This window comes from Roseivirga spongicola, assembly GCF_001592965.1.
In the GTDB taxonomy this organism is placed as follows: Bacteria; Bacteroidota; Bacteroidia; order Cytophagales; family Cyclobacteriaceae; genus Roseivirga; species Roseivirga spongicola.
This window is the reverse complement of the sequence record NZ_LRPC01000028.1, coordinates 310,265-332,296: the sequence shown is the minus strand read 5'-3', so window position 1 is coordinate 332,296 and position 22,032 is coordinate 310,265. Positions and strand designations below refer to the sequence as shown.

Genomic DNA, 22,032 nt, shown 5'->3' with positions numbered 1-22,032 from the left:
TACAATCCCAACTTGTCTCAAATTTTGCGTTTCAGAAAAAGTTTGTTCTGAACAGCTTCAAAAATGTTCTGAATTAATTCTGACTAGCCATTTTGATGAAGGAGATTGTATATCTTCACCTCCTAGATCACCCCATCTTAAAGCCATAGCTTCTACTATCAAAGTAGTGGTGCACCATAAGACTCTAAAAAGAATGAAGGTTCTAGGTATTTCAGCATACTATCATGATTCTGCCGCAGCCCTAACCATAAACGGCTTAACAATAGCTGCTGCTCAAGAGGAAAGGTTTAGCCGAAAAAAACACGATGCTTCTTTTCCAACAAACGCTATCAAATACTGCCTTGACCATCAAGCTACTTCACCTCATCAAATAGATGCAATCGTATTTTATGACAAACCTCTTCTCAAATTTGAGCGACTGCTAGAAACTTATTATTCGTTCGCTCCTAAAGGATTGTTTTCTTTTCAGTCAGCAATACCAGTCTGGCTTAAAGATAAAATGTTCTTGAAAAGGCAAATTAAAACTGAGTTGAAGGCAATAGGTTTTGAAAAAATACCAAAACTACTTTTTACAGAACACCATCTTTCGCACGCAGCAAGTGCCTTTTACCCTTCTGGTTTTAAAGAAGCTGCCATCCTTACCATAGACGGTGTAGGCGAATGGGCAACTGCCTCAATATGCTACGGAAACGATAGAAGCATTAAAGTGTTAAAGGAACTCAAATTCCCTCATTCCTTGGGGCTACTTTATTCAGCCTTTACATATTTCTTAGGTTTCAAGGTTAATTCTGGAGAGTACAAATTGATGGGCTTAGCGCCTTACGGAAAACCTGTAAGTACTCAAGTTCAATTATTCGAAGAAATTATTCTAACTGAACTGGTTGACTTGAAGGAAGACGGATCCATATTTCTCAATCAAACGTACTTTACTTACACAACTGGCCTTAGAATGGTGTCTGACAAACAATGGCAAAAGCTATTCAACATGAGCAGAAGGCTACCTGATACTAAAATAGAACTCGTACATTGTAACCTTGCCCTTGCTATTCAGAGAGTAACGGAAAAAGTTGTTCAGAAAATGGCGGTTGAAGCTAAGAAATTAACCAATTCAGAAAATTTATGCTTAGCAGGTGGAGTCGCATTAAATTGTGTAAGTAATGGTAAACTTCTCAGTAAAAAGTTATTTAAAAATGTTTTCATTCAACCAGCTGCTGGAGATGCTGGAGGAGCTTTAGGGGCTGCGCTTGCCACAGAACATATATATTTCAATCAAGAGAGAGTTTACCCTAAAAAGTCAGATAAAGACCTAATGTTTGGTGCTTTCCTTGGACCATCCTTTTCAGAAAAGGAAATTCTGGCTATGGTCAATAAATATGAGGCAATCGGGTTTAAGGTTAGTTATCATTCAATCTATAAAACTGTTGCTGAAGCCCTCAACTCTGGACTTATTGTTGGTTGGATGCAAGGTAGAATGGAGTTTGGCCCGCGAACTCTTGGATGCAGGAGTATATTAGCTGATGCAAGAGACCCGCAAATCCAAAAGAAACTGAACCTAAAAATTAAAAACAGAGAATCTTTCCGCCCTTTTGCTCCTTCGGTGCTTGCCGAAGATGCCAACAAATACTTTGATTTGACTTCTCCCAGTCCTTACATGTTACAAACACAGCCTGTTTTAAAGGAACGATGCAGGAAAAAGCCAGACAATTATTATGAGCAACCTATACTAGACAAACTGTATTTTGAAAGATCCGACCTCCCTGCAATAACCCATATTGACTATTCTGCTCGAATTCAAACTGTTCATAAAGAAACCAATGAACATTATCACAACCTCATTAGTGCTTTCAAAGCTTTAACCGGATGCAGTGTAGTTATTAATACAAGTTTTAATGTACGAGGAGAACCCATTGTTTGCACTCCTGAAGACGCATACAGTTGTTTTATGAATACTGAAATTGACCTATTGGTGATTGGTCAATATCTTTTTCATAAAAAAGATCAACCACATTGGAGCAGAGGTTCTAATATTAAATCACCTTCTATATTAGACTAAGAAAATGGAATCTATAAAAGACATATTCAACTTTTTGAAAGAACGCAAGAAATGGTGGCTCGCCCCCATAATTATCACTCTTTTGCTACTAGGTCTCTTACTTGTTTTAGGTGGTGGATCGGCTGCTGCTCCATTCATCTATTCCCTTTTTTAGTTAGTCATGAGCAAGGTTTACTCTTCCATTTTAACAATCTGTACAGGGTTTTTATTTCTGAATATAATCTTCGATAAAGAATGGATGATATATACATCACTGGCTATCGGCACTTTGTCACTTTTATCTAAAAAAATTGCAGATCTTATAGTAAGAGGGTGGTATAGAGTTGGCAGCATACTTGGTTATGTTAATTCTAGAATTCTACTCTCAGTCATTTTTTTCGTTGTTTTAACCCCTATTGCCCTGCTCAAAAGAACACTTACAGGATCTGGCTTAGACCTTAAAAAAGAACATTTAAGCTATTTTAAAAAAAGGGATCATCTATTTGAAAAGAGTGATTTTGAAAAACCTTGGTGAATATCAACATAACAGAAGTCGAGAACTACTGGTGGATACGCAATCGACTGTGCATAAGCAAATTGAGAGTAGTGGCATTTCTATAGTTATTCCTGTAAAAAACAATCAAGAAGGGATTATAGCTCTCCTGAAGTCTTTTAAACAAACCCTAACAGACACAGAATTACCTAGAGAGGTCATTGTTATTGATAACAATTCGTCTCCTGCCATATCACTACCTAAGGATAGCTTTGACTTGGGTTTTAAAGTACACTTACTCAAATGTAAAAAACCAGGACCAGCCGCGGCTAGAAACATGGGTGCAAAACAGGCAAAGGGAGAATGGTTGCTTTTTATTGATAGCGACTGCCTTTGTACCCCTCTACTAATTCAGGGATATCAAAAAGCAGATCCTAGAGCCGTAGCATATCAAGGCTGCACCACAATAAATAGTCGAGACGTTCTATCTAGATATTATATCAGTCAGAAAATTCATCAACCACCCGTTGTGAATGGAAGTCCGAAATACCTAGTTACAGCTAATGTATTGATCCAAAAAAATGCTTTCGATAACATAGGTGGCTTTAATGAAAGCTTTAAGCTTGCTGGAGGAGAGGATATTGAGCTTTCACTCAGACTTAAGAAATATGGTAAGATAGTCTATGCACCACAAAGCATAGTTGTACACAGCTTTGAAGATGGTTTTCTAGGCTTTGTAAAAAGGTTCATTAGATATGGAAAAGGCATTAGACAGGTAAGGTTTTATCATAAAGATCACCAATTTCCTAAACCCTTTACTGCAAACAACAAATCGGTAATATTGAATAACTTCCTTGCCCCAATTCAATGGTGCTTGATGGCTTACGGATATATTATGATGTCTTTGAAACTAAGGAACATAAAAGCTTGAAAATATTAGTTTCCATACTTAACTGGAATAGCGAGGGTAAAACTGCCTCTCTTCTAAAATCGCTATATATCCTCAAAGACGACAAACTAAAGGTTTGCCTTACAGACAATGCATCCAAAGACTTTAATCCTAGTCAATTTCAAAGCATTTGGAATAACATTATAATTTTTGAAAACACCGAAAACCTAGGTTACGCTCATGGACACTTAAAAGCCGTTAACTATGCATTAGCACAAAACTATGATGCCATTTGGCTATTAAATAATGATCTAACAGTCCTACCAGATACCCTAGCAGAATTACTTAAAGCTTGGAGCCAAAAAGGTGCAGGGCTCTTTGGAAGTGCAAGTCTAGATATAAATGGACAAGCTAACAAAGAAGTAATATGGAAGTTAAAAGGGATCAAGGATGAACTTTGTTCATTTGAAGAAATGAACCTAGGAGAACTAAGTAAAGAAGGCACACAGAAGGTAGCAAACTTAGTCGGCTACAGTCTTCTTATTCCCTTAAGTATAATCAAAGAACATGGCTTTATAGACACCTCTTTTTTTCTCTATTTCGAAGAAACAGATTATTGCCTCAGGCTATTAAAAAAAGGGATTCACTCCTATTGGGTAGGTAGCAGCAAAGTTATACACGAAGGTAAAGGAAGCTCTAACAAGCACCCTCAATTAAAAAAAGTACTAGCATATTACACCTATCGAAACATGTTCAGATTAATTAAAACCCATGCTTCTAAGGTGATACTTTTGCACTACCTCAAAGACTTTCTAGTTCAATACTTTAGAAATTCAGAGCACTACGAGGTTCGAAAGTTTCAATTCAAAGGAGTCAAACACGGACTTATGGGAAAAAGCGGAAAGGTACTCAGCCCAGAGGCATACATAGATCAAGAATAGTCTAACTGAAAATATGCCAAAGCGCCACCATATTATTCAACAAGCCTTCAAGAGAACACTTCAATTCATTTCAATTGTGATTCTCACACTGTTATTGTTAGAATGTATTCTACGATTAAAAGGTCACCAGCTTCCTCCTGCCAGACCTGTCCGAAAAAAGCCAATAATGCAGTTAGATGAGCAATTAGGGTGGAAGCACATTCCGGGAGAATTTCTATTGCCCCCTAACTCAGCATCTCTAGATAGTGTGAATATCACTATCGCGAATGATGGAAGCAGAAAAACAAGCACAAACACTGTTGAATACAAAGATGAATTACTGTTTATAGGTGGCTCATTCACTTTTGGCTGGGGTCTAAGCAACCAAGAACATGTAGCTTGGAAAGTTCAGAATGAAGTAAAGAACCTCAAAATAAAAAATAAGGCTGTTGGAGCCTATGGCACTTATCAGTCACTTTTGGTACTAGAAAATGAGTTAAAAAATGGCAATCGTCCAAAACAGGTTATCTATGGGTATATAGCTCATCACAAATTAAGAAATGTTGCAGAAGGCAATTGGGCAATGCTTATGCACGACATAAGAGGCACTCAACATGTGAAAGTCCCCTATGTTACTATGAATGCTTCAGGAGAACTTTTAAGACATGATCCATTTGAAGTATATCAAATCCCTCTTGCTAAACACCTTGTGTCTGTTTACAGCTTACAGGTAGCATATTTAAACTTTCAGTCTAAAAAGAGAGTGGAGCATGCAAATGGTATTTTTGAAAAGCTTGTTTTAAAAATGCAGGAATTGTGTCAAACCTATGATATAGATTTTCAAGTAGCAATCTTGTACGAGGAGCCTAAAGAAATAGACAATCTCACCTCTTTTTTTCAACACAACGACATCCCCTATATAGATTGTAATGTGCCGCTGTCTCATGAAAACACCATTGAAAACGATGGACACCCAGTTCAAAGCGTCCATACGGAGTGGGCGGAAAGAATTGTTAAGAGACTAGGCAGTGACAATCCTCAGTCAAATCAATAATGAATCATAATAGGCGAATTTCAACTATGACATCAGAAAAATTAGCTGAACTAAGTATCTTCTACGGAGCAGTTCAAAAGAATAAAGAACTGACTCAGCTAGTTGATTTACTCAAACAAAAGCCAAAACTAAACAACGTTTTGGAAATTGGATCGGCTAGTGGCGGAACATTTTGGCTATGGTGTCAACTTGCTTCTTCAACAGCTCAGTTAACCAGCATAGATCTACCCTTAGGCAGATTCAATAATGGTCGAACATATAATGAAAAACTTCTTTTAGGTTACAAGAAACCAAATCAAACCGTAAGCCTCATTCGTAAAAACTCTCATTCTCCAAAAACCGAATCTAAATTATGTGAAGTCTTGAATGAAAAAGAGTTGGACCTACTTTTTATCGATGGTGATCATACCTATGAAGGTGTTAAGGACGACTATAACAGGTATTCCAAATATGTAAAAAACGGTGGGCTAATTGTTTTACATGATATTGCGCATCACGATCAGGTAAAAGATTGTCAGGTCGATAAGTTTTGGAACGAATTGAAACAACAACACTCTGTTGTAGAAATCATTGACCCAGAATATGACGATAGAGGCTGGGGTAGTTGGGGAGGTTTAGGTGTTCTAGTTAAGTAACTTATCTTTTAGAAGCTTCGTATTCACTCAAAATTGAGTCGATTTCTCCGGTTTTAAATATCTCTCCTTTTCGCAACCAAATCGCCTTATTACAAACAGAACGCAATGACTCAAAATCGTGATCTGCCAAGATTATTGCAACACCTTCATTCTTTATACGTTCAATTTTTTCAATACACTTAATCTTAAATCCTTTATCCAATACTGAAAATACTTCATCAGCCAATATGACTTTAGGTTTATTTGTCAAAGCAACACCAAGTGCCAAACGTATAATCATACCGTTTGAATAACTCTTAACCTTCATACTCATAAAGTCTTGCATTTCGGAAAAGCGAATAATCTCGTGCAATTTTGAGTTAATTTCAGTCCTAGATAGGCCCATAAGACCACCTAAGAAATAAACATTTTCCTCACCGGTTAAATCCGGGTGAAATCCTGCTCCTAATTCAAGCATGGAAACAAGGCGACCACTTACTCTTAAGTTTCCTTCTGATGGTCGAGTGACACGACTAAGGATTTTCAAGAGTGTAGACTTTCCAGATCCATTATCACCAATTAGAGCGACATGATCTCCCGCATGTACGGTAAATGAAATATCTCTTAACGCATAAAACCCATCTTTAGCGTGCAACAGATTATAGTGTTTAAAGTAGTGTTTGCTGATATTGCAGGCCTGTACCATACTATCTAAATTTTATCCGAAAGAGTTACATCCTCATAATTAAAAAGCACTAAACCGCATATGCATATGAGAAATGCACATACTGAGTAGATTACAACTATATGCGTTGAAATACTGTGATTAAAAATACCAAATCTAAAAATCTCCAAAATCCCCGTAAAAACATTCAGCCTAATTAATGCTCTCACCAAGCTATTTTCAATGGTCAAATTAATGTCAAAAATGATTGGAGAAACAAAAAAGAAAGCCTGCGTCAATAGCGGTTGAATTACAGAAAACCCCTTAAACCGAACAGTTAACACAGAAGCAATTAGACATAATCCTACCCCAAAAAGTACTAGATCAATAATTGACAGAAGAGTGAAAAATGCAAACTGATAAATATTAACATCAAGATTAAAGTACAACAATGCAAAAAGAAGCGCCATAAAAGAAATTGCAAGGTCTGGTAATTTCGAAATCACATGACTAAATGGCATTAAAAATCGGGGAAAGTAAACCTTCTTAATTAAACTAAAATTATCTTGAAAGCAGCTAGCAGAACTACCTGTGCTTCCAGCCAAAACGTTCCAAAAAATAAAGCCTGAGTAGATGTAGAGGATGTAATTTTCTAAATCAGAACCAACCTTATTCCCAAGAACAAAAAAGAAGATAGCTGTCATTATCATTGGGTTCAACACGCCCCAAAATAAACCCAACCAAAAGCTATTATACTGTAGCCGGAGGTTTCTCCAACTTAGCACATATAGAACATTACGATATTTAGAAATGAGTCGTAACTCTTCCCACAGAATAGGCTTACTAGAAATTAAAAACTCTTCCTTTTTCACTTTAATAGAATTTCATTTCCTCCAGTAAATCCCAGACCAATCTATCCATTGATAGCTATTACTAATATTTCTTTTTTCTCTAAACTCGTCAACCGCTTTCTTACAAGGAGGCAACACTCCATAATCATCCACTATAACAAAACCACCTGAAACCACCCTATCATACAAAGCGTTAAGAGAGTCCATGGTAGATTCGTAAAGATCTCCATCGAGACGGAGCACGGCTATTTCATTTATAGGTGCATTGGGCAAAGTGCTGGAGAAAAGGCCAGGTAAAAATTCAACATTCTCCTTTAGTAAATCATATTTATCAAAGTTGTTTTTCACCTCTTCAAGCCCAACTGCCAACCCGGGAAACACCTTTTTGCTAATGTCGAACTCTTTGTCTTCTTCCAATTCTGGGACTGGAACACCATCAAAAGAATCTGCCACCCACACCTTACGATCATGTTCTTGGTAAGCCTGAAGAAGACCTGCCATAAAAATAGTGGCACCACCATTCCATACTCCGCACTCAATTAAATCTCCTTGAATATTCTCTGAAATTAGTTGTTCAAAGCATCTCTGAATATTATCCATTCTTTTTCTTCCTATCATAGTATGAGCATATACCAAATGTTGAGACCCCTCAGCTAAGTGCCTCCCTTCATTTCTCCTCTCTTTCATGAGTTCGAACTCGGAGGCATAATACTTTTTAATATTATGAAGCTTCTCATAAGCGATTCTCCTGTTGAGTAAAGACTTGCCCTGTACCCAACCTTCAGCCAAGGCTTGTATTCTTAACTCATTTTCAAGATAATGCTCATTCAAAAGAGCCATTTTGAGGAGATCTATATACCTTTTCCTTATTTCCATAATAAAAGTACTCTTTATTTACTCGCATTTTTCTTAACCAAATCATGCAGATATGGATAAAGATTATCAAAAATTAATTGATGCCCCTTTACGTTTGGATGCCCTCCAAAATCTAGAGTATAATCGGCTGCTTCATTTGGATGTAATGCTTGAGAAATATCTAGGACATTAATACCCAACTCCTCCGCAATCATCAGGTCTAAATCATTTTCCTCCCATTGGTACTCAGAAAATACAGGCATATTTACTATCAAAAGTTCTACTCCCGACTGGTCACAAGCTTTCTTAACCTCAAAAAAAATCTTATTTAAAATCCCTTCCTTTCTCGAATCTAATAGCTTATCTAATGATTTTCCTTTGGTCCTTAACAAATTTGAAGATTCATATAAATCGTATATAGCACCATCATATTCGAGAGAAAAATCATATCCGCTCAAACGATTCTTTATGTGAATCCATTCTAGGTGAGGATGGTAAAACATTAGCAAAACGTCTGGGTTAAAGTCCAAAATCTCTTCTTTAGCGGTATACGCTGAGTTGATAAATAGACGTCCAGGCACAGAAAAATTTAGAATATCGAAATTGTATCCTTTGCTTTTTAGCTCCAACTCTATTAGATCGTCAAACCTCTGCTCTTTGGGAATCATCCAGCCCATTTCGACAGACCCTCCTGCAAGTGCTATGCGATACTTATTATCAATTGGGGTTTTCTCAATATCATCATCCCTCATTCCCCATTGATTAATATCAATTTCTATTCCTGTAACATCAGTTGTTTTAGAAGCGGCTAAATTTGTATATCTAGCATCGTTAGTTTTTAGCAAGACCTTTTTGCCATAGATTTCCTGTCTAAACAACTCAGACATTATATAGTCATTATTACCGTTGATAATAGGGCTCATCAGACTATGATTATCTAACATATTGTCATAATACCCTGCCAACTGTACCTCTCTATCATCAGGGTTTAGGGTGAAGTGAAATAGAGCCTGTATATTTTTCCCTTCAAGCCTTTCATTCCAAAACCCTTTCAAAGTAGCAGTATTAAAAACTAATACTAAGGTTAACATCGCTATTGGCCAAAACAAGTTGGGCATGATTATATCGGAAATTACTTTATTGTTTTTTCGAAGGAGAAAGTAATTCGATACCCATAAGGCAAGTAGCGGCACAACTAGAACCAAAAGTAGTTCTAGTATCTCACTAGTCTGACTGGACCATGAATTTCTAATTAACCACCACCAGCTTGATAAGCTTTCGCTGGACCAAATAGACCAGAGAACGGACATTATTAAAAAGGTACCCAAGATTTTTAGAGCAGCATCAAAAGCTTTACTAGCAACACTCTTCTCTAAAGCTCTTTTTGATGAAAGAATTGTACCGAAGGCTATAGTAAAGCCAAAGAAGCCCCAAAATATCACATCGGTAACATCTACATCAAAAACACCCGTCAGCCAGAAAAACTGATAATCATGAAGAAGCAGAGTGATAGCAAATGATAGTAGAGTCACCCAAAAAATAGCCACTTTAGTTCCGTACTTCTTTAGCCTAAAATACAGTGGATTGAAGTAAACCTTGACAATAAAGTCTTTCCAATAAATGTTGATTCTTCTCCATAAATCACCAAAGCCGGAAGCAGCAAAATGGTTCTTAAAAATATCTGGTAAATCATAGCCCAAAAGGCATAACACACCAACAGAAAAATGAAAAATACCTGAAAGTCTGATTGTCAATAAATAAGAAAACACGAGGTATTTAAGCAAATTAACCTGAGTAGTAAGTTCAGAAATCTCTGGCAATAAATAGGAGTATATTATTCTGTATACGAATAGGTGAAATACTCCTTTCGCTACTAAACCAGCTCCCCTCTTATATATTTCCAATTCATCTCTCTGATAGTAATTACTTTGATAAAGCTTGTAATCAACTACAGGAAATAGAGGAAAAATAAGGTTTGGAAGAAGTAAGAAATACCCTAACTGATCCGTAAACGAAAGCTTAGTTCTCTGATATTTCATCTCATAAAGAAACAGTATCAACCTGAACATGAACATACTAGAAAGGATCACCAGCATTGAGGAGCCTAGCCAAGGTACTCGCCAAACACCACCTACAACCAATGCAAAACAAACCGCGATGGATATCAGCATTACCTTCTTCCATCTTATATCTAGAGTTAGATTACAAAGAGCAAGAATTCCTACTGAAAACACCAGTAACAATATAGCCTCTAACGGAGGAAGAATTAGGAATAAAACTCCCGCGGTAGACAGGGTACTGAAGAGTCTCCTCCGTTTAAGAGGAATTACCGCATTCAACAAAATTATGAGTATAAAAACAGGAAATATTCGTGGAAGATTAAATGCCTCTTCAATATTGAAATGCCATAGAAAGCCAGCTACAATTACAAGCTGAGCAAATATAAATATGAGGCCTCTATGTTTATTTAGGGTATTCATTTGCTCTCAGAACCAAAACGAGTTTTAATAAAGGCTGTAAATGTGGCCAATTGTGAAATACTGAAAAGAATGGAGGTAGCTATTCTTTTGGAAAAGCTTAATTGCGCGAACACAAATGGCCATTTCAATAAGCCCCAATAAAATTGAGCCCTAAACGGCATTGGCGGCACATCATGTTCAGTTAGCACCTCTCTATATTGGTCAATTGCCTCTCCATACTTTCTGTGCAACCTCCAAAAAGAGAAGAAGCCCAATCCATGCGCATGATCAATAATTGCCTTCTGCTCATATTTCATTTGAAAACCTCTGGCCAACCATTTGGCGCAGAAGGCCCGGTCTTCCCCAGCAGAGGTTCGGAAGTGTGTATCAAACCCTCCCACCGCCAAAAAGGTCTTTCTATCGACCAGTAAATTATTAGATGTAAAAAAGTACCAAGGTGTTTCTCTAAAGTATTCATATAAGTAAGAAACAAGACTTTGACTGGCATCTGAATACAGATTCCTACCCAATTTGTTCTGCGTTTTACCCCCAACCATTACACCCTCTTTGGCTGCATTCATTAAATGCTCCAACCAGTCTTCTTCTGGCTCACAATCATCATCTAAAAAGGCTATAAACTCACCCTTAGCCATAGCAACACCATAATTTCTTGCTTTAGCAGGTCCTGAATTTTCTTGATGTAAAAAACTACAGCGCAAATCTGGTTGGAAGAACTCTTCAATACTTTTCAACGGAAACTCTCCTCCATCATCGACCACTATTACCTCCCAAGCACCTGAGTAGCTTTGGTTCAACAGAGCTGTCAAACATCGGTTTAATTGGTCAGGCCTGTTATATGTAGGAATTATAATTGATACTAACACTCCTTCACCTTTCTACATCCAGTTGATAGACTATAATATTGTTATAGACTGCTGAATCGATCAACCGTAAATCTCCGTAATCCACTAATCTTTCAGTAATCAAGAACGCAGAAGACTCATCAGCACCAAGTGCATTTAAGGCTTTAAGCTTTTGAATACTCAAAACCATTTGTTCATCCAATCTATCCACAAATAACAATGAGTCTAGTTCAAAAATATACGAGTCGGTTCTTTCTCTAATTGCAAACTTGTTTATTCTTCTTCTATTATTAATACTTGAATTAATATTAAAAAATATATTCGACTTAAGTGATTTGGATGGTTTTCTCTGAACAATAAACTCTGAGATGTTCTCATCTTGAACTTGAATCTTACCATGCCTATAGTAAGTCACACCATACAATATCAAATACTGAGCTACACATATGATGATAGAACTTAGTCCTAACAAGATTATACTTCCTGATGATCTCTCTTCAATAATTGATAGAAAATATGCAAAACATAAGCCCAAAGGAACAGATAAAAACATAAAGGCGTGTCTGTGAACAACAAACCACTGCAACATGAATACTAATAGTATGAGAAGAGCTATTATGATTAAACTGAATGAATACCAAAGTCCACTGTATTGCTCAGTCTTTAATAATCCGATAAGTGATTTGAGTGAAAGTTTTGAAAACTGCCTTTTTAAAAAAAACAACACAAAAACACTAAAAAACAAAAGCACCATCTGTTTGGTTCCCATCCATAAATAAGGAGCATTTCCGTTAAACAGGCCTAGTGTCGAATGCTCTTCTAATGCAAGAATAAGCGTACTATCTGTTGAAATCGAATGGAGAAAAACAAGACTAAGGATTACTATAAAAAAAAAAGAAAAAATAAAGAACCTGTTAACCTTACCATGCCGCACTTTAGAAAGAATATGATAAGTGATATATGCCGGCAAAAGAAATATGATAAACCAATGAAAGAAAAAGCCTATAACACAGACAACCGCAAAAACTCCAAAGTAGAGTTTCTTAGGATTGGCAAGAAGTAAAATTGCTAGTAGCCAGAAAAGATTAACCCAGATGTCTGAATATATGTAATAAGACGACTCTAGATTAACAGGTAAAAGCATAAAGACAATCGAGGAAATTAGGGAGACCCTTATTGATAATCTATGTTTTTTAACAAGTAACCAATAGAAAAACAAACTGGTAATCCCATAAATAATTACAGAGAAGTATCTAGCAGCTTGTATTGATTCTACCCCCACTATCCCATACCATTTACTTAGAAGCCAAAAGTGCAAAGGTGGCCAATTTCTATAAAAATGAAACTCACCATTATTTATATATCCTTGATTTTTGAAGTTGATAAGGTCAAAATAATTAAAATACGCTTTACTCAAAGCCATCCCCACCGGACTTAGATCAACGTCAGCATTTCCATAAAAAAAACATTCATTAGGCATAACTGCAATAACTACAGAGCACCCTGATAAAAAAACTATCAAACCGATAAGCACTTCTACGTAACTAGGCTTCCAATTCTTCATTATATATCATTTCTGTATTTACAGCCCATATATTACTATGATCAGTTACCTTATTTATTAAGTTGTCTACAGCCTCTTTGGCAGTGAGCATAGAATGATCTTGATTATTATATCGATGGGTTCCATTCCTTCCAATGAGATAGAGGTTGCTTATGGAGTTAAAGTAGGTTTTAACCTTACTGAATTCGTTATAGCTTCCCACATAAGAAGGATACGCCTTAGGCATCTTAACTACAGTACTGTCCAATACTTTCGACCTATCGATAATTCCGATCCTAGATAGTTCCTCGATTGCCAAAGCAGTCAAATCGGTTTCCGACAGTGTCCATAGATCATCCCCCTTTTGGCAGAAATACTCAGCACCAATCCAGTACTTGCCCTTTTCAGCCACCATATATGGGCTCCAATTATGAAATAGCTGAACTCTGCCGAGTTTGACATCACCTTCCTGAATGTATAGCCAATTATCCTTTACATCCAAACCATTTTTGTCTTTGAGTACAAGTTCATCAAGCAACAACCCAACAATCAAAAACTCTCTATACTCTAAGTCAGAGGCTATATTGCGAATAGCATTCGGTACAACACCATTCATACTGCGAACTAGGTTTCTTACAGGCATGGTAGAAATAATGTCTTGACATCTTATCAACTCCCTTTCTCTAGTAACCAAGTTTGTGCATGTAGCTCCGCAAACTTGCCCACTCATAAAATCAATAGAGTCAACTACTTGATTTAACCTAATCTCTACACCATTTTCAATACACTTAGAAGCAACGGTCTCCCATAACTGCCCAGGCCCGCATTGAGGGTAGAGAAAATACTCAGTTAAGGTTTGCTCAGTTTCTTCACTAGCAAAAGACTGTTTTGAAGGATAGAATAGTGTGGTGAGATAATGCCTTATTATCTTTCTTAAACTAAGTCCCTTTACACGTTGACGCCCCCATTCCGCACTGATTTCGGTGCACTTTTTGCCCCATACTTTTTCAGTATAGTCTTTGAAAAACGTTGAATACAACTCGTAACCAAATCTATTCACGTAAAAGTCTTCTAAGCTCTGTTCTTCTTTTCTAGGAAATACCCTGCTGTAAAGAATTGAAAACAGAATCTTTATACTCTTCCATAAACCGATTTTAAGAAGGGTATTCAAGTTCAACTTAATAGGGTATTCAAAAAGCTTTTTGTTGTAGTAAATTCTTGACTTTCGAGGCCTAATAAGCATATGAGGCCTATCAGGGCTTGCTCTTTGATCAATTTTTATAGTCTTCTGCCTATTATGATAAGTGGCTACCACTTCATCTTCAGGAGCCAGAATTGGAAGAAATTTTTGCCACCAATTCAACACCCAGTCGGACTTAGAAAAAAACCTATGCCCCCCTATATCTATTTTATTGCCTTTATAGTCTACCGTTTTACTAATTCCTCCCACCTGACTATCTGCTTCAATGACAATTATCCGCTTCGAACTTCTAGTTGAAAGCTCGTAAGCTGCTGTTAAACCAGCAGGACCGGCCCCAATTATGACAACAGTATTATTTCCCTCGTTTATCATACCTTGGGTTTAGTTGTATCGTAGATAAGAGATGAATCGGCAAATGAAACACTGTTCTGCTTTTGTCCCTTGAAAAAGTGTGAAACCAGACCTAATACCAAGCCAAAGGCTCCACTAATTAAGTAAGTCCAATGCAAAATGATCACTATAGGAAGCTGTTGACGAAAGTGTTTAGAAAGGAAAAAGTAAACGTTTCTCTTTATTACTAGCAGTATTAAAAAGAAAGCAAGAGAAAGAAAAAGCGCGTATGTGTAAAATAAACCAAAACCGAGACTGATCAACAACATGCACAGTATGAATACAGCGGCCCGTTCGGAATTCTTCACATTCAAATCTCTCTTTCCCCATTGTTTATATTGAAAGAGAAGTTCGGTCCATGGTTTTGCTCTTAAAAACACATCCGTTTCAACCATACTTTTAAAAGACCACTTTTTCAGATGTTTAACTTGTAATTCTTTATTAAGCTTAATTCTATATCCTTTCAATTTTAAGCGATATCCGAGTTCAATATCTTCGACACTTGGTTTTGAAAAATCCGTATTGAAACCACCTATTTGTACAAAAGCATCTTTTCTAATGGCTCCACAAGCCCCCCAAAATGTGCTAGCCTCATCTGAGGCTTGCTGATGAGTATAATAATGGAGAAGATTACGAAATCTGGATACTACCGAGGTTTCTGCGGGTTCATCATCATAAGAACCTATTAGGGCATCAGGAGCGTTGGGAGATAAAAAATGATCTGCAACCTTAGAAAGAGTATCGGCACTTATTTCTACGTCAGAATCAAGAAAAAACAAGACATCTGCTCTTGCCTGAGAAGCTCCGATATTTCTTGCGTAAGCAGGTCCATAAGATTTATCCAGGCTAATAACTTTTAAATCAGTAGAGTCAACATTATCGAAAAACTGGTTCGCCCTATCAATTCCATCCAGAACCAAAACTACCTCGGCCAGATTTTCGGTAGAGTAAGACGAAACGGCATTCAAACAACGCCTGAGTTTCGAATCCAACACATGGGCTGCAATGACTATTGATATAGAGGAGCTCATTGTGGAATTATCTTTCTTATTTTTCTGCTTAGCAAGATTCATTTTCTTAACCTCCGGTACGGCTATATAGACAACATACTTTTTGTACAAACCTGCGAAGTTTGAGTATCCGTATGATTAGTAAGGTGACGAAACCTTTCTACCATTTTTGCACTTGACAACACCTCTATTGCTTTCAGGTAGTTCTTATGGTTGGAAAAAAAATCTCCTGCCAGAACTAAGTGCATTATGCCAAAAACTGTATCCAGCTTTTTATACTCACTTATAGACCCATGATCTAATTCTGAAAATTTAATGGCATCTGGGTTATAGAAAGTTGTAATCATTAATTCCAATAATTGGTATGCCCCAGATATCTGAGAGTAAGCATCAATAAGCTCACTTTCATATTCACCTTCATTTATATTAAGAAGGGCATTGGTTACCAACATCGCACTTTTCATTCCTACAAACACTCCACTGGCAAACATAGGGTCTAAAAAAGATGCGGCATCTCCAATTACGGCAAACCTATCTCCATACTTTTGTGAAACATCAAATGAATAGTTACTATTGACAGCAACCTCCATCGCCATTTTAGCACTCGTCAAGACTTCCTTACCTAACCTGCAAGAGTTAACCTCACTTATATAAAAATCTCTCAGCCAATCACTTGAACTACTTTTCTCATTTCTTTTCTTGCTTTTGAAGTAATCTAGCTCAACAACTACTCCAACACTAAGTCTTTGGTCAGAAACTGGAATCATCCAAATCCAACCCTTCTTTCTTCCTTCTAAGGAAACAATCCTCAAGTTTCCTTCCTTCAATATTGGGTCTAGTTTAGCCTTTTCCCAGTGAGCAGAAAGGGCAATGCGTTGACTAAGCTGTGGTTGATTTCTTTTAGTACCCTGCAACTTTCCGAGAAAAGCGTCTTGCCCGCTAGCATCAATTAGAAAATTAGCAAGGAAACATTCCTCGCTTTTGGTAACGACTTTCACATGTTTGTTTGATGAAAAATCAACGCTTGAAACTTGTGTAGCTTCCAATACCTCAGCACCAAGTTCACGACTTCTTTCCAGTAGAATTTTATCGAACCGATCCCTTTCCACGTGAAAGGATAAGTGTGAGTCGTCCTTAATGAGGTGATTAAAACACCAGTTAGAACTATTGGTATTATCGGAATTAGAAAATGTAACACCCGGTTTTCTTTTAAACTCCTTTTCCATTTGACCCAGCACTCCCAAATCTTTGAAAAGCCCGTAACAAAATGGCAATAAAGATTCCCCCACATGAAACCTTGGGAACTTTTCCTTTTCCAGCACCAACACCTTGAATCCATTTCTGGCTAAATTAGAAGCAGCAGTGCTACCTGCCGGACCACCTCCTATAATGACAAAATCGTAAACCTTATCCACTGTTATACTCTCATCATTTTTGCAATAACACTTCTTTGAACTTCCGATGTACCTGAATAGATGGTACTGGCCATAGCGTCTCGCAACAGACGTTCTGCTTCATGATTCTCCCTAAAGGCTTTACCAGCATAAATTTGAAAAATTGATGTGGCAAACTTTTTAAAAAACTCACTCACAAAGAGCTTACTGGCAGAGGCTTCCATCGTGCTCATCTTAGAACTACCAAGTTTCCAGGCAGCCTGATAAGTCATAAGTCTTGAAGCCTCCAATCCAACTTTTAAGTCAGCCAATTGATGACTTATTGCTTGATAACTCCCTATTGATTTATCTCCCGATTTCCTCTCTTTAACAAAGGCAATTGTATTCTCTAAAACACGACTCATAGCGCCCAAATGGATGGCTCCCAAACAGGTTCTTTCCCACTCCATGGACTTATTAAAAATCATTGCTCCGGCACCAGCTTTGCCAAGAACACTATTTGTTGAAAGTTCTAAATCTTTAAATCTAGCCTCTCCCATTTGGCATGTCCTCACTCCCATTTTATCTACTGAATCTGTAAGGGTTAATCCAGGCATTTCTTTGCTGAGCAAGAAAGCAGATATACCTCCAAAGAAGCCTTTCTCTTTATCGGTTAAAGCATAGGTTAGTATAACATCTGCCACAGGACCATTAGAAATGTAACTTTTGTGACCTTTTAAAATATAATTGTCTTTACATGCTACAGCCGTGGTTCTTACATCATATGTATCAGAACCGGAATGCGGCTCAGTCATGGCATTCCCCGCTATCCATGTACCATCGCAAAGCTTTGGTAAAAAGGCCTGCTTTTGGTCATTGCTGCCATAAAGCCAAATAGGAACGCAGCAGGCCAACATATGCGCTGACACAGCAAAACAAAGGCCTCCATCTTCGCAACCTTCTCCAAAAGCCTCAAGAGCTAAAACAGTGGTTAATGGATCAAGTCCTCGGCCTCCAAACTCTTCAGGAATACACAAACCAGGCAACTTAATTTCACCAAGCTTACTCCAGAGACTTCTATCAAAAAATTGATTTTTATCTCTAGTAACTATGTCCTCATTCAAATGCTTTTTTGCAAAGTCTAAAACCTCATTTTTAATATCCTCTTGGTATGGTGAAAAAGAAAAATTCATAGTTACTTCACTAGTAGTTTAAGGTCTTGATAGTTTACTTTTTGCGTACTTGTAAGAGGCAAATCATCTACAAAAAACCACTTATCCGGGAGCATATAAGATGGCAATTTGTGCTTAACATAGTCTTTCATTTCACCTATGCTAAACTGCGGATTGAAGGCTACAACAAAAGCAATGATACTTATTTCTCCTTCTTCACTAACTTCATTAATTACCGCTGCTCTGGAAATATTCTCATTACTATTTAAGACCGTCTCTATCTCATCGAGTTCTATCCGGTAGCCTCTCTTTTTTACCATGCGGTCTATTCTACCCAAATAATTGAAGCCTCCATTTTGAAGTCTTTGTACCCGATCTCCAGTTCTATACCAGGTGATCCCAGAACTATCCTCAAAAAATTTAGACTTATTTAATTCTGGCCGATTTAAATACCCCGGGCTCACAGAATCGCCACTTACCACTAACTCCCCTATTTCACTCTCCAATCCTTCCTCATTCAGGATTTCGCATTGAGTATGACCACAATTCACACCTATTGTCCTGGAGTTAAATTCATTTGGAAGATTCTTTGGAATGGTCCACCAAGTACACACGTTGGTTTCTGTCGGCCCATAGAGATTATAAAAATCAGCCTTGTTCCATACTTCTTTTACTGAAACTAATTGCTCTTTAGGAAAAACTTCACCCGCATAAAATACATGTCGGATTGAACTGTAATTTCTCCGTTTCAACTTTCCATACCTAAGCATGAGCATGAGAATTGTTGGGGTTGAATACCAAACCGTAATCTCCTTTACCTCTATAAGCTGAGCAAGCAACAGAGGATTGCGAATAGTTTGTTCATCCATTAGTACCACCTTAGCACCATGCACCATAGCTACAAAAATGTCGAATACCGCCAGATCGAAATGAAAAGGTGCTACAGAGCTGAAGATGTCATTTTCTGAAAAACTAAAATTTATTGAAGCCCAATTGATAAAACTGAGTGCATTTTTATGCGTTATCATAACTCCTTTCGGAACACCTGTCGATCCGGATGTATAGAGAATAAACGCTAAATCTGATGGAAGTTTTAGCTCTGATTTACACCAATTCAGTTTTAAAATGAGCAAAGAGGTATTTGGAATCGGTCGTTTATCAACTATAGGGATTCCTTCAAGGTCTAATGAGCTCTTATCGTCACTATTCAAGATTAAAGCTTGAGGCAAACTATCACTTAAAATTGCCTTCAACCTATCCAATGGTGCCAGCTTATCTACGGGTATATAAACACAACCATTTAATACGGCACCCAATAATACAACCAAGGTATCGATGCTTTTTCCGGACCAAATAGCTACCCGGTCTCCCTTTTCAATTCCAATGCTATTGAGAAAATCTAACAACTGGTTTGATCTCCAATTAATCCCTGAATAAGTCAGCTCTTCAACCCCAGGCAAATCAAATGCTGGATTATCAGGATAATCAGAGAAAGGTGTTAGAAGTATGTTGGATAAAAGCCTATCCACCTTTATCCTTGACGTTTACGCTCTACGAAATTTTCAATCAAGATGAGCGTATCTAGATTATCCCTATCTACCTCATGAGCATCAAACTCTATGTTAAATTCTGTTTCAATGAATTCGACCAGTTGTAAAGTGGTGATTGAGTCAACAATTCCACTTGAAATCAGGGTGGTAGTATCAGATAGCTGTCCAGCCTCATTTTGATCCAAAACATTCTGAACCAAATAGTCTTTTAGTCTTTTTTTTATTTCCATTAGTCTCTTTCTCTATCCAGCTTGTTCAGAAATTAGATACCGAAACCTTAATTATAAGCCTATTAATTCATTTATAAGTCGATAAACAAAATATAATTGTCGCGCAATTCGAAGCTCTTCATATTGTCCTATTCTAAGCTCCTTTCATTTTAAAAACTCATTCACCTCAACGCTCTTCACTTGAAAAAAGCCACCCGTTCGGTGGCTTTTTATTTTGACTATTAACCTCAACCTTCAATAGCCATCAACTTATTTCTTTATGATGGAAAGCTCCACTCTCCTGTTGAGTGCCCGGCCTTCGGCTGTGCTGTTGTCTGCTCTTGGGTTGGCTATGCCATAACCTTCGGCTTCTAACCTATCTGCTGCTACATCTTGGCTTACTAAGTAGGCTTTTACTGCTGCTGCTCTTTGTTTGGATAGCGCTAGGTTCGACTGGGCATTACCGCTATTGTCGGTGTAGCCCGATAGCTTCAACCTGAGCTCTGGGTTGGACTTGAGTAATTCCACCACCTGATTGAGCGACTCAAACGACTCTTCTTTCAGGTTGGCACTGCCAGAGTTAAAGGCGACTGATTCTGTGGCCAGGCTCAAGGCTTTCTTGATCGCCCTTTCCTTCTCCAAAGCCAATCTCTCCAGCTCTTTCATCTTGGCCCTTTCAATCTCTTCCACCCTTCTGCGCTCTGCTGCTGCTTCTTCGGCTTCTTGCTTGGCTTTCTCCACTCGCAAGGCTTCCAGTCTGGCTGCTTCTATCTTGGCCAACTCTTCTTTTTCAATCTTTAAGAATAGGGCCTTATAGGCTTCTTCTGCTTTCTTATTGACTTCCTTCTTCTTGCCTTCTTCCAAGCTCTTCAAGTAGCACAAGGCTTTTTCTTTGTCTTCTGGGTTCACCAGGTTTTCATCGAAAATGCGTTGGTCTATGATCCTGTTCACTACGGCTAGCCCTTCTTCTTCACATACATTGGCCTTTTCTTCCGGGGTGTTAAGCTGATAGTGAAGCCCAAACTCATTGAAGCCATCAGCCAAGAACGGGGCGTCTTTCTGTCCAAAATCATAGTTGTAGGTGAACAACAGCTTTGGCAACAGCTGAGCTCCAATACCAATGGTTGGTCCGTAGTTATCGCGGTAGCCCAACGAGGCTTTGAACTTGTCTTTGAAGTCCAACTCTCCCATTACATCCAGTTCGGCACCAATGGTTTCTCTCAACCTCACTCCCAAATATGGGGTGAAACTCAGCTCTGGGTTGATGGTGAAGCCATATCTTGCTCCACCTATAAAGTCAGGCACGTTGTCATCGTTAATGCGGATATAGGCATCGTCTGACAGGCTTTGGTTGATTACCGTTGGAACGGCCACATCTATGCCCAGTCTACCTTTTCGGTAACTGGCCGAAAAGTCTACACTCAAGGAGCTTCCATTGTTACCCAGTAAGTCTACCAGCACATTGTCCGATGGGTTTTCTGGGTTCACTCTTTCTTCGTTCAGGCTGAAGAAGGAAAGACCAACTTGGCTACCTATACTCAGTCCATCGTTTGCTTCGCCAAACAGTTTATAGCCTATGCCTCCAGAGAATTTGACCTGACTGGTGAAACCAATGTCGGCTGTAGTTACATTTCCTGTAAAAGCCAGCTTATTTCTAAAAGTAGAGTTATAGGCCAGGGCGAAGTTCTTTGGTGCCCCGACCAGCCCCCCAAACTGGTCGCGGTACACCAAACTTATGTAACGATGCTCCTGAAAGACTGCCCCCGAAGGGTAGGCCAATGTGCCTGCATTGAAGTACTGATTGTACAAGGGTACTTGCTGTGCCTTTACGCCTATCGCTATCAAAGCCATAGTAAAGACAAGGATGAATTTGTTTCTGATGTTTTTCAT

General features: G+C 38.0%; 21 protein-coding genes. 8 read left to right on the top strand and 13 right to left on the bottom strand.

The window, feature by feature from the left end:
* Positions 1-193 precede the first annotated feature (193 nt).
* From AWW68_RS13350 to AWW68_RS13325, 7 genes are read left to right on the top strand one after another with little or no spacing between them, the layout of a single operon-like run.
* Positions 194-2,053 carry a carbamoyltransferase family protein gene (locus AWW68_RS13350; protein ID WP_068221853.1) on the top strand — a complete coding sequence of 620 codons (1,860 nt, stop codon included), beginning with the start codon at positions 194-196 and terminating at the stop codon, positions 2,051-2,053.
* Positions 2,054-2,057: 4 nt separating this feature from the next.
* On the top strand, positions 2,058-2,207 hold the full coding sequence (locus AWW68_RS20275) for a DUF5989 family protein (RefSeq protein WP_221406000.1): 150 nt from the start codon (positions 2,058-2,060) through the stop codon (positions 2,205-2,207).
* A 6-nt stretch (positions 2,208-2,213) separates the two neighbouring features.
* Positions 2,214-2,567 (top strand): SxtJ family membrane protein, encoded by a 354-nt coding sequence (locus tag AWW68_RS13345; RefSeq protein ID WP_068221851.1) that lies wholly within the window; start codon positions 2,214-2,216, stop codon positions 2,565-2,567.
* Positions 2,551-3,456 (top strand): glycosyltransferase, encoded by a 906-nt coding sequence (locus AWW68_RS13340; RefSeq protein WP_157717651.1) that lies wholly within the window; start codon positions 2,551-2,553, stop codon positions 3,454-3,456. The genes AWW68_RS13345 and AWW68_RS13340 overlap by 17 nt, the downstream gene beginning before the upstream one ends.
* Positions 3,453-4,355 (top strand): glycosyltransferase family 2 protein, encoded by a 903-nt coding sequence (locus AWW68_RS13335; RefSeq protein ID WP_068221847.1) that lies wholly within the window; start codon positions 3,453-3,455, stop codon positions 4,353-4,355. The genes AWW68_RS13340 and AWW68_RS13335 overlap by 4 nt, the downstream gene beginning before the upstream one ends.
* A 13-nt stretch (positions 4,356-4,368) precedes the next feature.
* On the top strand, positions 4,369-5,388 hold the full coding sequence (locus AWW68_RS13330; protein ID WP_068221845.1) for a hypothetical protein: 1,020 nt from the start codon (positions 4,369-4,371) through the stop codon (positions 5,386-5,388).
* Between the two features lie 26 nt (positions 5,389-5,414).
* Positions 5,415-6,023, top strand: coding sequence for a class I SAM-dependent methyltransferase (locus AWW68_RS13325; RefSeq protein WP_068221843.1), 609 nt, complete (start codon positions 5,415-5,417; stop codon positions 6,021-6,023).
* 1 nt (position 6,024) lies between these two features.
* Here the strand turns inward: AWW68_RS13325 and AWW68_RS13320 are convergent, their stop codons facing one another.
* From AWW68_RS13320 to AWW68_RS13305, 4 genes are read right to left on the bottom strand one after another with little or no spacing between them, the layout of a single operon-like run.
* On the bottom strand, positions 6,025-6,708 hold the full coding sequence (locus AWW68_RS13320) for an ABC transporter ATP-binding protein (RefSeq protein WP_068221841.1): 684 nt from the start codon (positions 6,706-6,708) through the stop codon (positions 6,025-6,027).
* Between the two features lie 5 nt (positions 6,709-6,713).
* Positions 6,714-7,538 carry an ABC transporter permease gene (locus tag AWW68_RS13315; protein WP_157717650.1) on the bottom strand — a complete coding sequence of 275 codons (825 nt, stop codon included), beginning with the start codon at positions 7,536-7,538 and terminating at the stop codon, positions 6,714-6,716.
* Between the two features lie 12 nt (positions 7,539-7,550).
* On the bottom strand, positions 7,551-8,393 hold the full coding sequence (locus AWW68_RS13310; protein ID WP_068221837.1) for a TylF/MycF/NovP-related O-methyltransferase: 843 nt from the start codon (positions 8,391-8,393) through the stop codon (positions 7,551-7,553).
* A gap of 14 nt (positions 8,394-8,407) precedes the next feature.
* A complete protein-coding gene (locus AWW68_RS13305) occupies positions 8,408-10,411 on the bottom strand; it encodes an SGNH/GDSL hydrolase family protein (RefSeq protein WP_157717649.1) in 2,004 nt (667 codons plus the stop codon).
* A gap of 28 nt (positions 10,412-10,439) precedes the next feature.
* On the opposite strand from AWW68_RS13305, the gene AWW68_RS20120 reads away from it, so the two are divergent.
* A complete protein-coding gene (locus AWW68_RS20120; RefSeq protein ID WP_157717648.1) occupies positions 10,440-10,808 on the top strand; it encodes a hypothetical protein in 369 nt (122 codons plus the stop codon).
* A 40-nt stretch (positions 10,809-10,848) separates the two neighbouring features.
* Here AWW68_RS20120 and AWW68_RS13300 read toward each other — a convergent pair whose 3' ends face one another.
* The 9 genes from AWW68_RS13300 to AWW68_RS13260 form a co-directional block, all read right to left on the bottom strand.
* Positions 10,849-11,715 carry a glycosyltransferase family 2 protein gene (locus AWW68_RS13300; RefSeq protein WP_068221833.1) on the bottom strand — a complete coding sequence of 289 codons (867 nt, stop codon included), beginning with the start codon at positions 11,713-11,715 and terminating at the stop codon, positions 10,849-10,851.
* Positions 11,716-11,719: 4 nt separating this feature from the next.
* A complete protein-coding gene (locus AWW68_RS13295) occupies positions 11,720-13,258 on the bottom strand; it encodes a glycosyltransferase family protein (RefSeq protein WP_084375687.1) in 1,539 nt (512 codons plus the stop codon).
* Positions 13,239-14,810 (bottom strand): NAD(P)/FAD-dependent oxidoreductase, encoded by a 1,572-nt coding sequence (locus AWW68_RS13290; RefSeq protein WP_068221829.1) that lies wholly within the window; start codon positions 14,808-14,810, stop codon positions 13,239-13,241. Before AWW68_RS13290 ends, AWW68_RS13295 begins: the two co-directional genes overlap by 20 nt.
* Positions 14,807-15,949 carry a glycosyltransferase gene (locus tag AWW68_RS13285; RefSeq protein WP_068221827.1) on the bottom strand — a complete coding sequence of 381 codons (1,143 nt, stop codon included), beginning with the start codon at positions 15,947-15,949 and terminating at the stop codon, positions 14,807-14,809. The genes AWW68_RS13290 and AWW68_RS13285 overlap by 4 nt, the downstream gene beginning before the upstream one ends.
* Complete coding sequence (locus AWW68_RS13280; protein ID WP_068221825.1) at positions 15,922-17,253, bottom strand: NAD(P)/FAD-dependent oxidoreductase; 1,332 nt, start codon at positions 17,251-17,253, stop codon at positions 15,922-15,924. The genes AWW68_RS13285 and AWW68_RS13280 overlap by 28 nt, the downstream gene beginning before the upstream one ends.
* Positions 17,254-17,255: 2 nt before the next feature.
* Entirely contained in the window at positions 17,256-18,404 is a 1,149-nt protein-coding gene (locus tag AWW68_RS13275; protein ID WP_068221823.1) for an acyl-CoA dehydrogenase family protein, read from the bottom strand.
* 2 nt (positions 18,405-18,406) lie between these two features.
* Positions 18,407-19,912: an amino acid adenylation domain-containing protein gene (locus AWW68_RS13270; RefSeq protein ID WP_068221821.1), complete on the bottom strand. Its 1,506-nt coding sequence runs from the start codon at positions 19,910-19,912 to the stop codon at positions 18,407-18,409.
* Between the two features lie 2 nt (positions 19,913-19,914).
* Positions 19,915-20,163 carry a phosphopantetheine-binding protein gene (locus AWW68_RS13265; protein ID WP_068221819.1) on the bottom strand — a complete coding sequence of 83 codons (249 nt, stop codon included), beginning with the start codon at positions 20,161-20,163 and terminating at the stop codon, positions 19,915-19,917.
* 249 nt (positions 20,164-20,412) lie between these two features.
* Positions 20,413-22,032, bottom strand: coding sequence for a PorP/SprF family type IX secretion system membrane protein (locus AWW68_RS13260; RefSeq protein WP_185101271.1), 1,620 nt, complete (start codon positions 22,030-22,032; stop codon positions 20,413-20,415).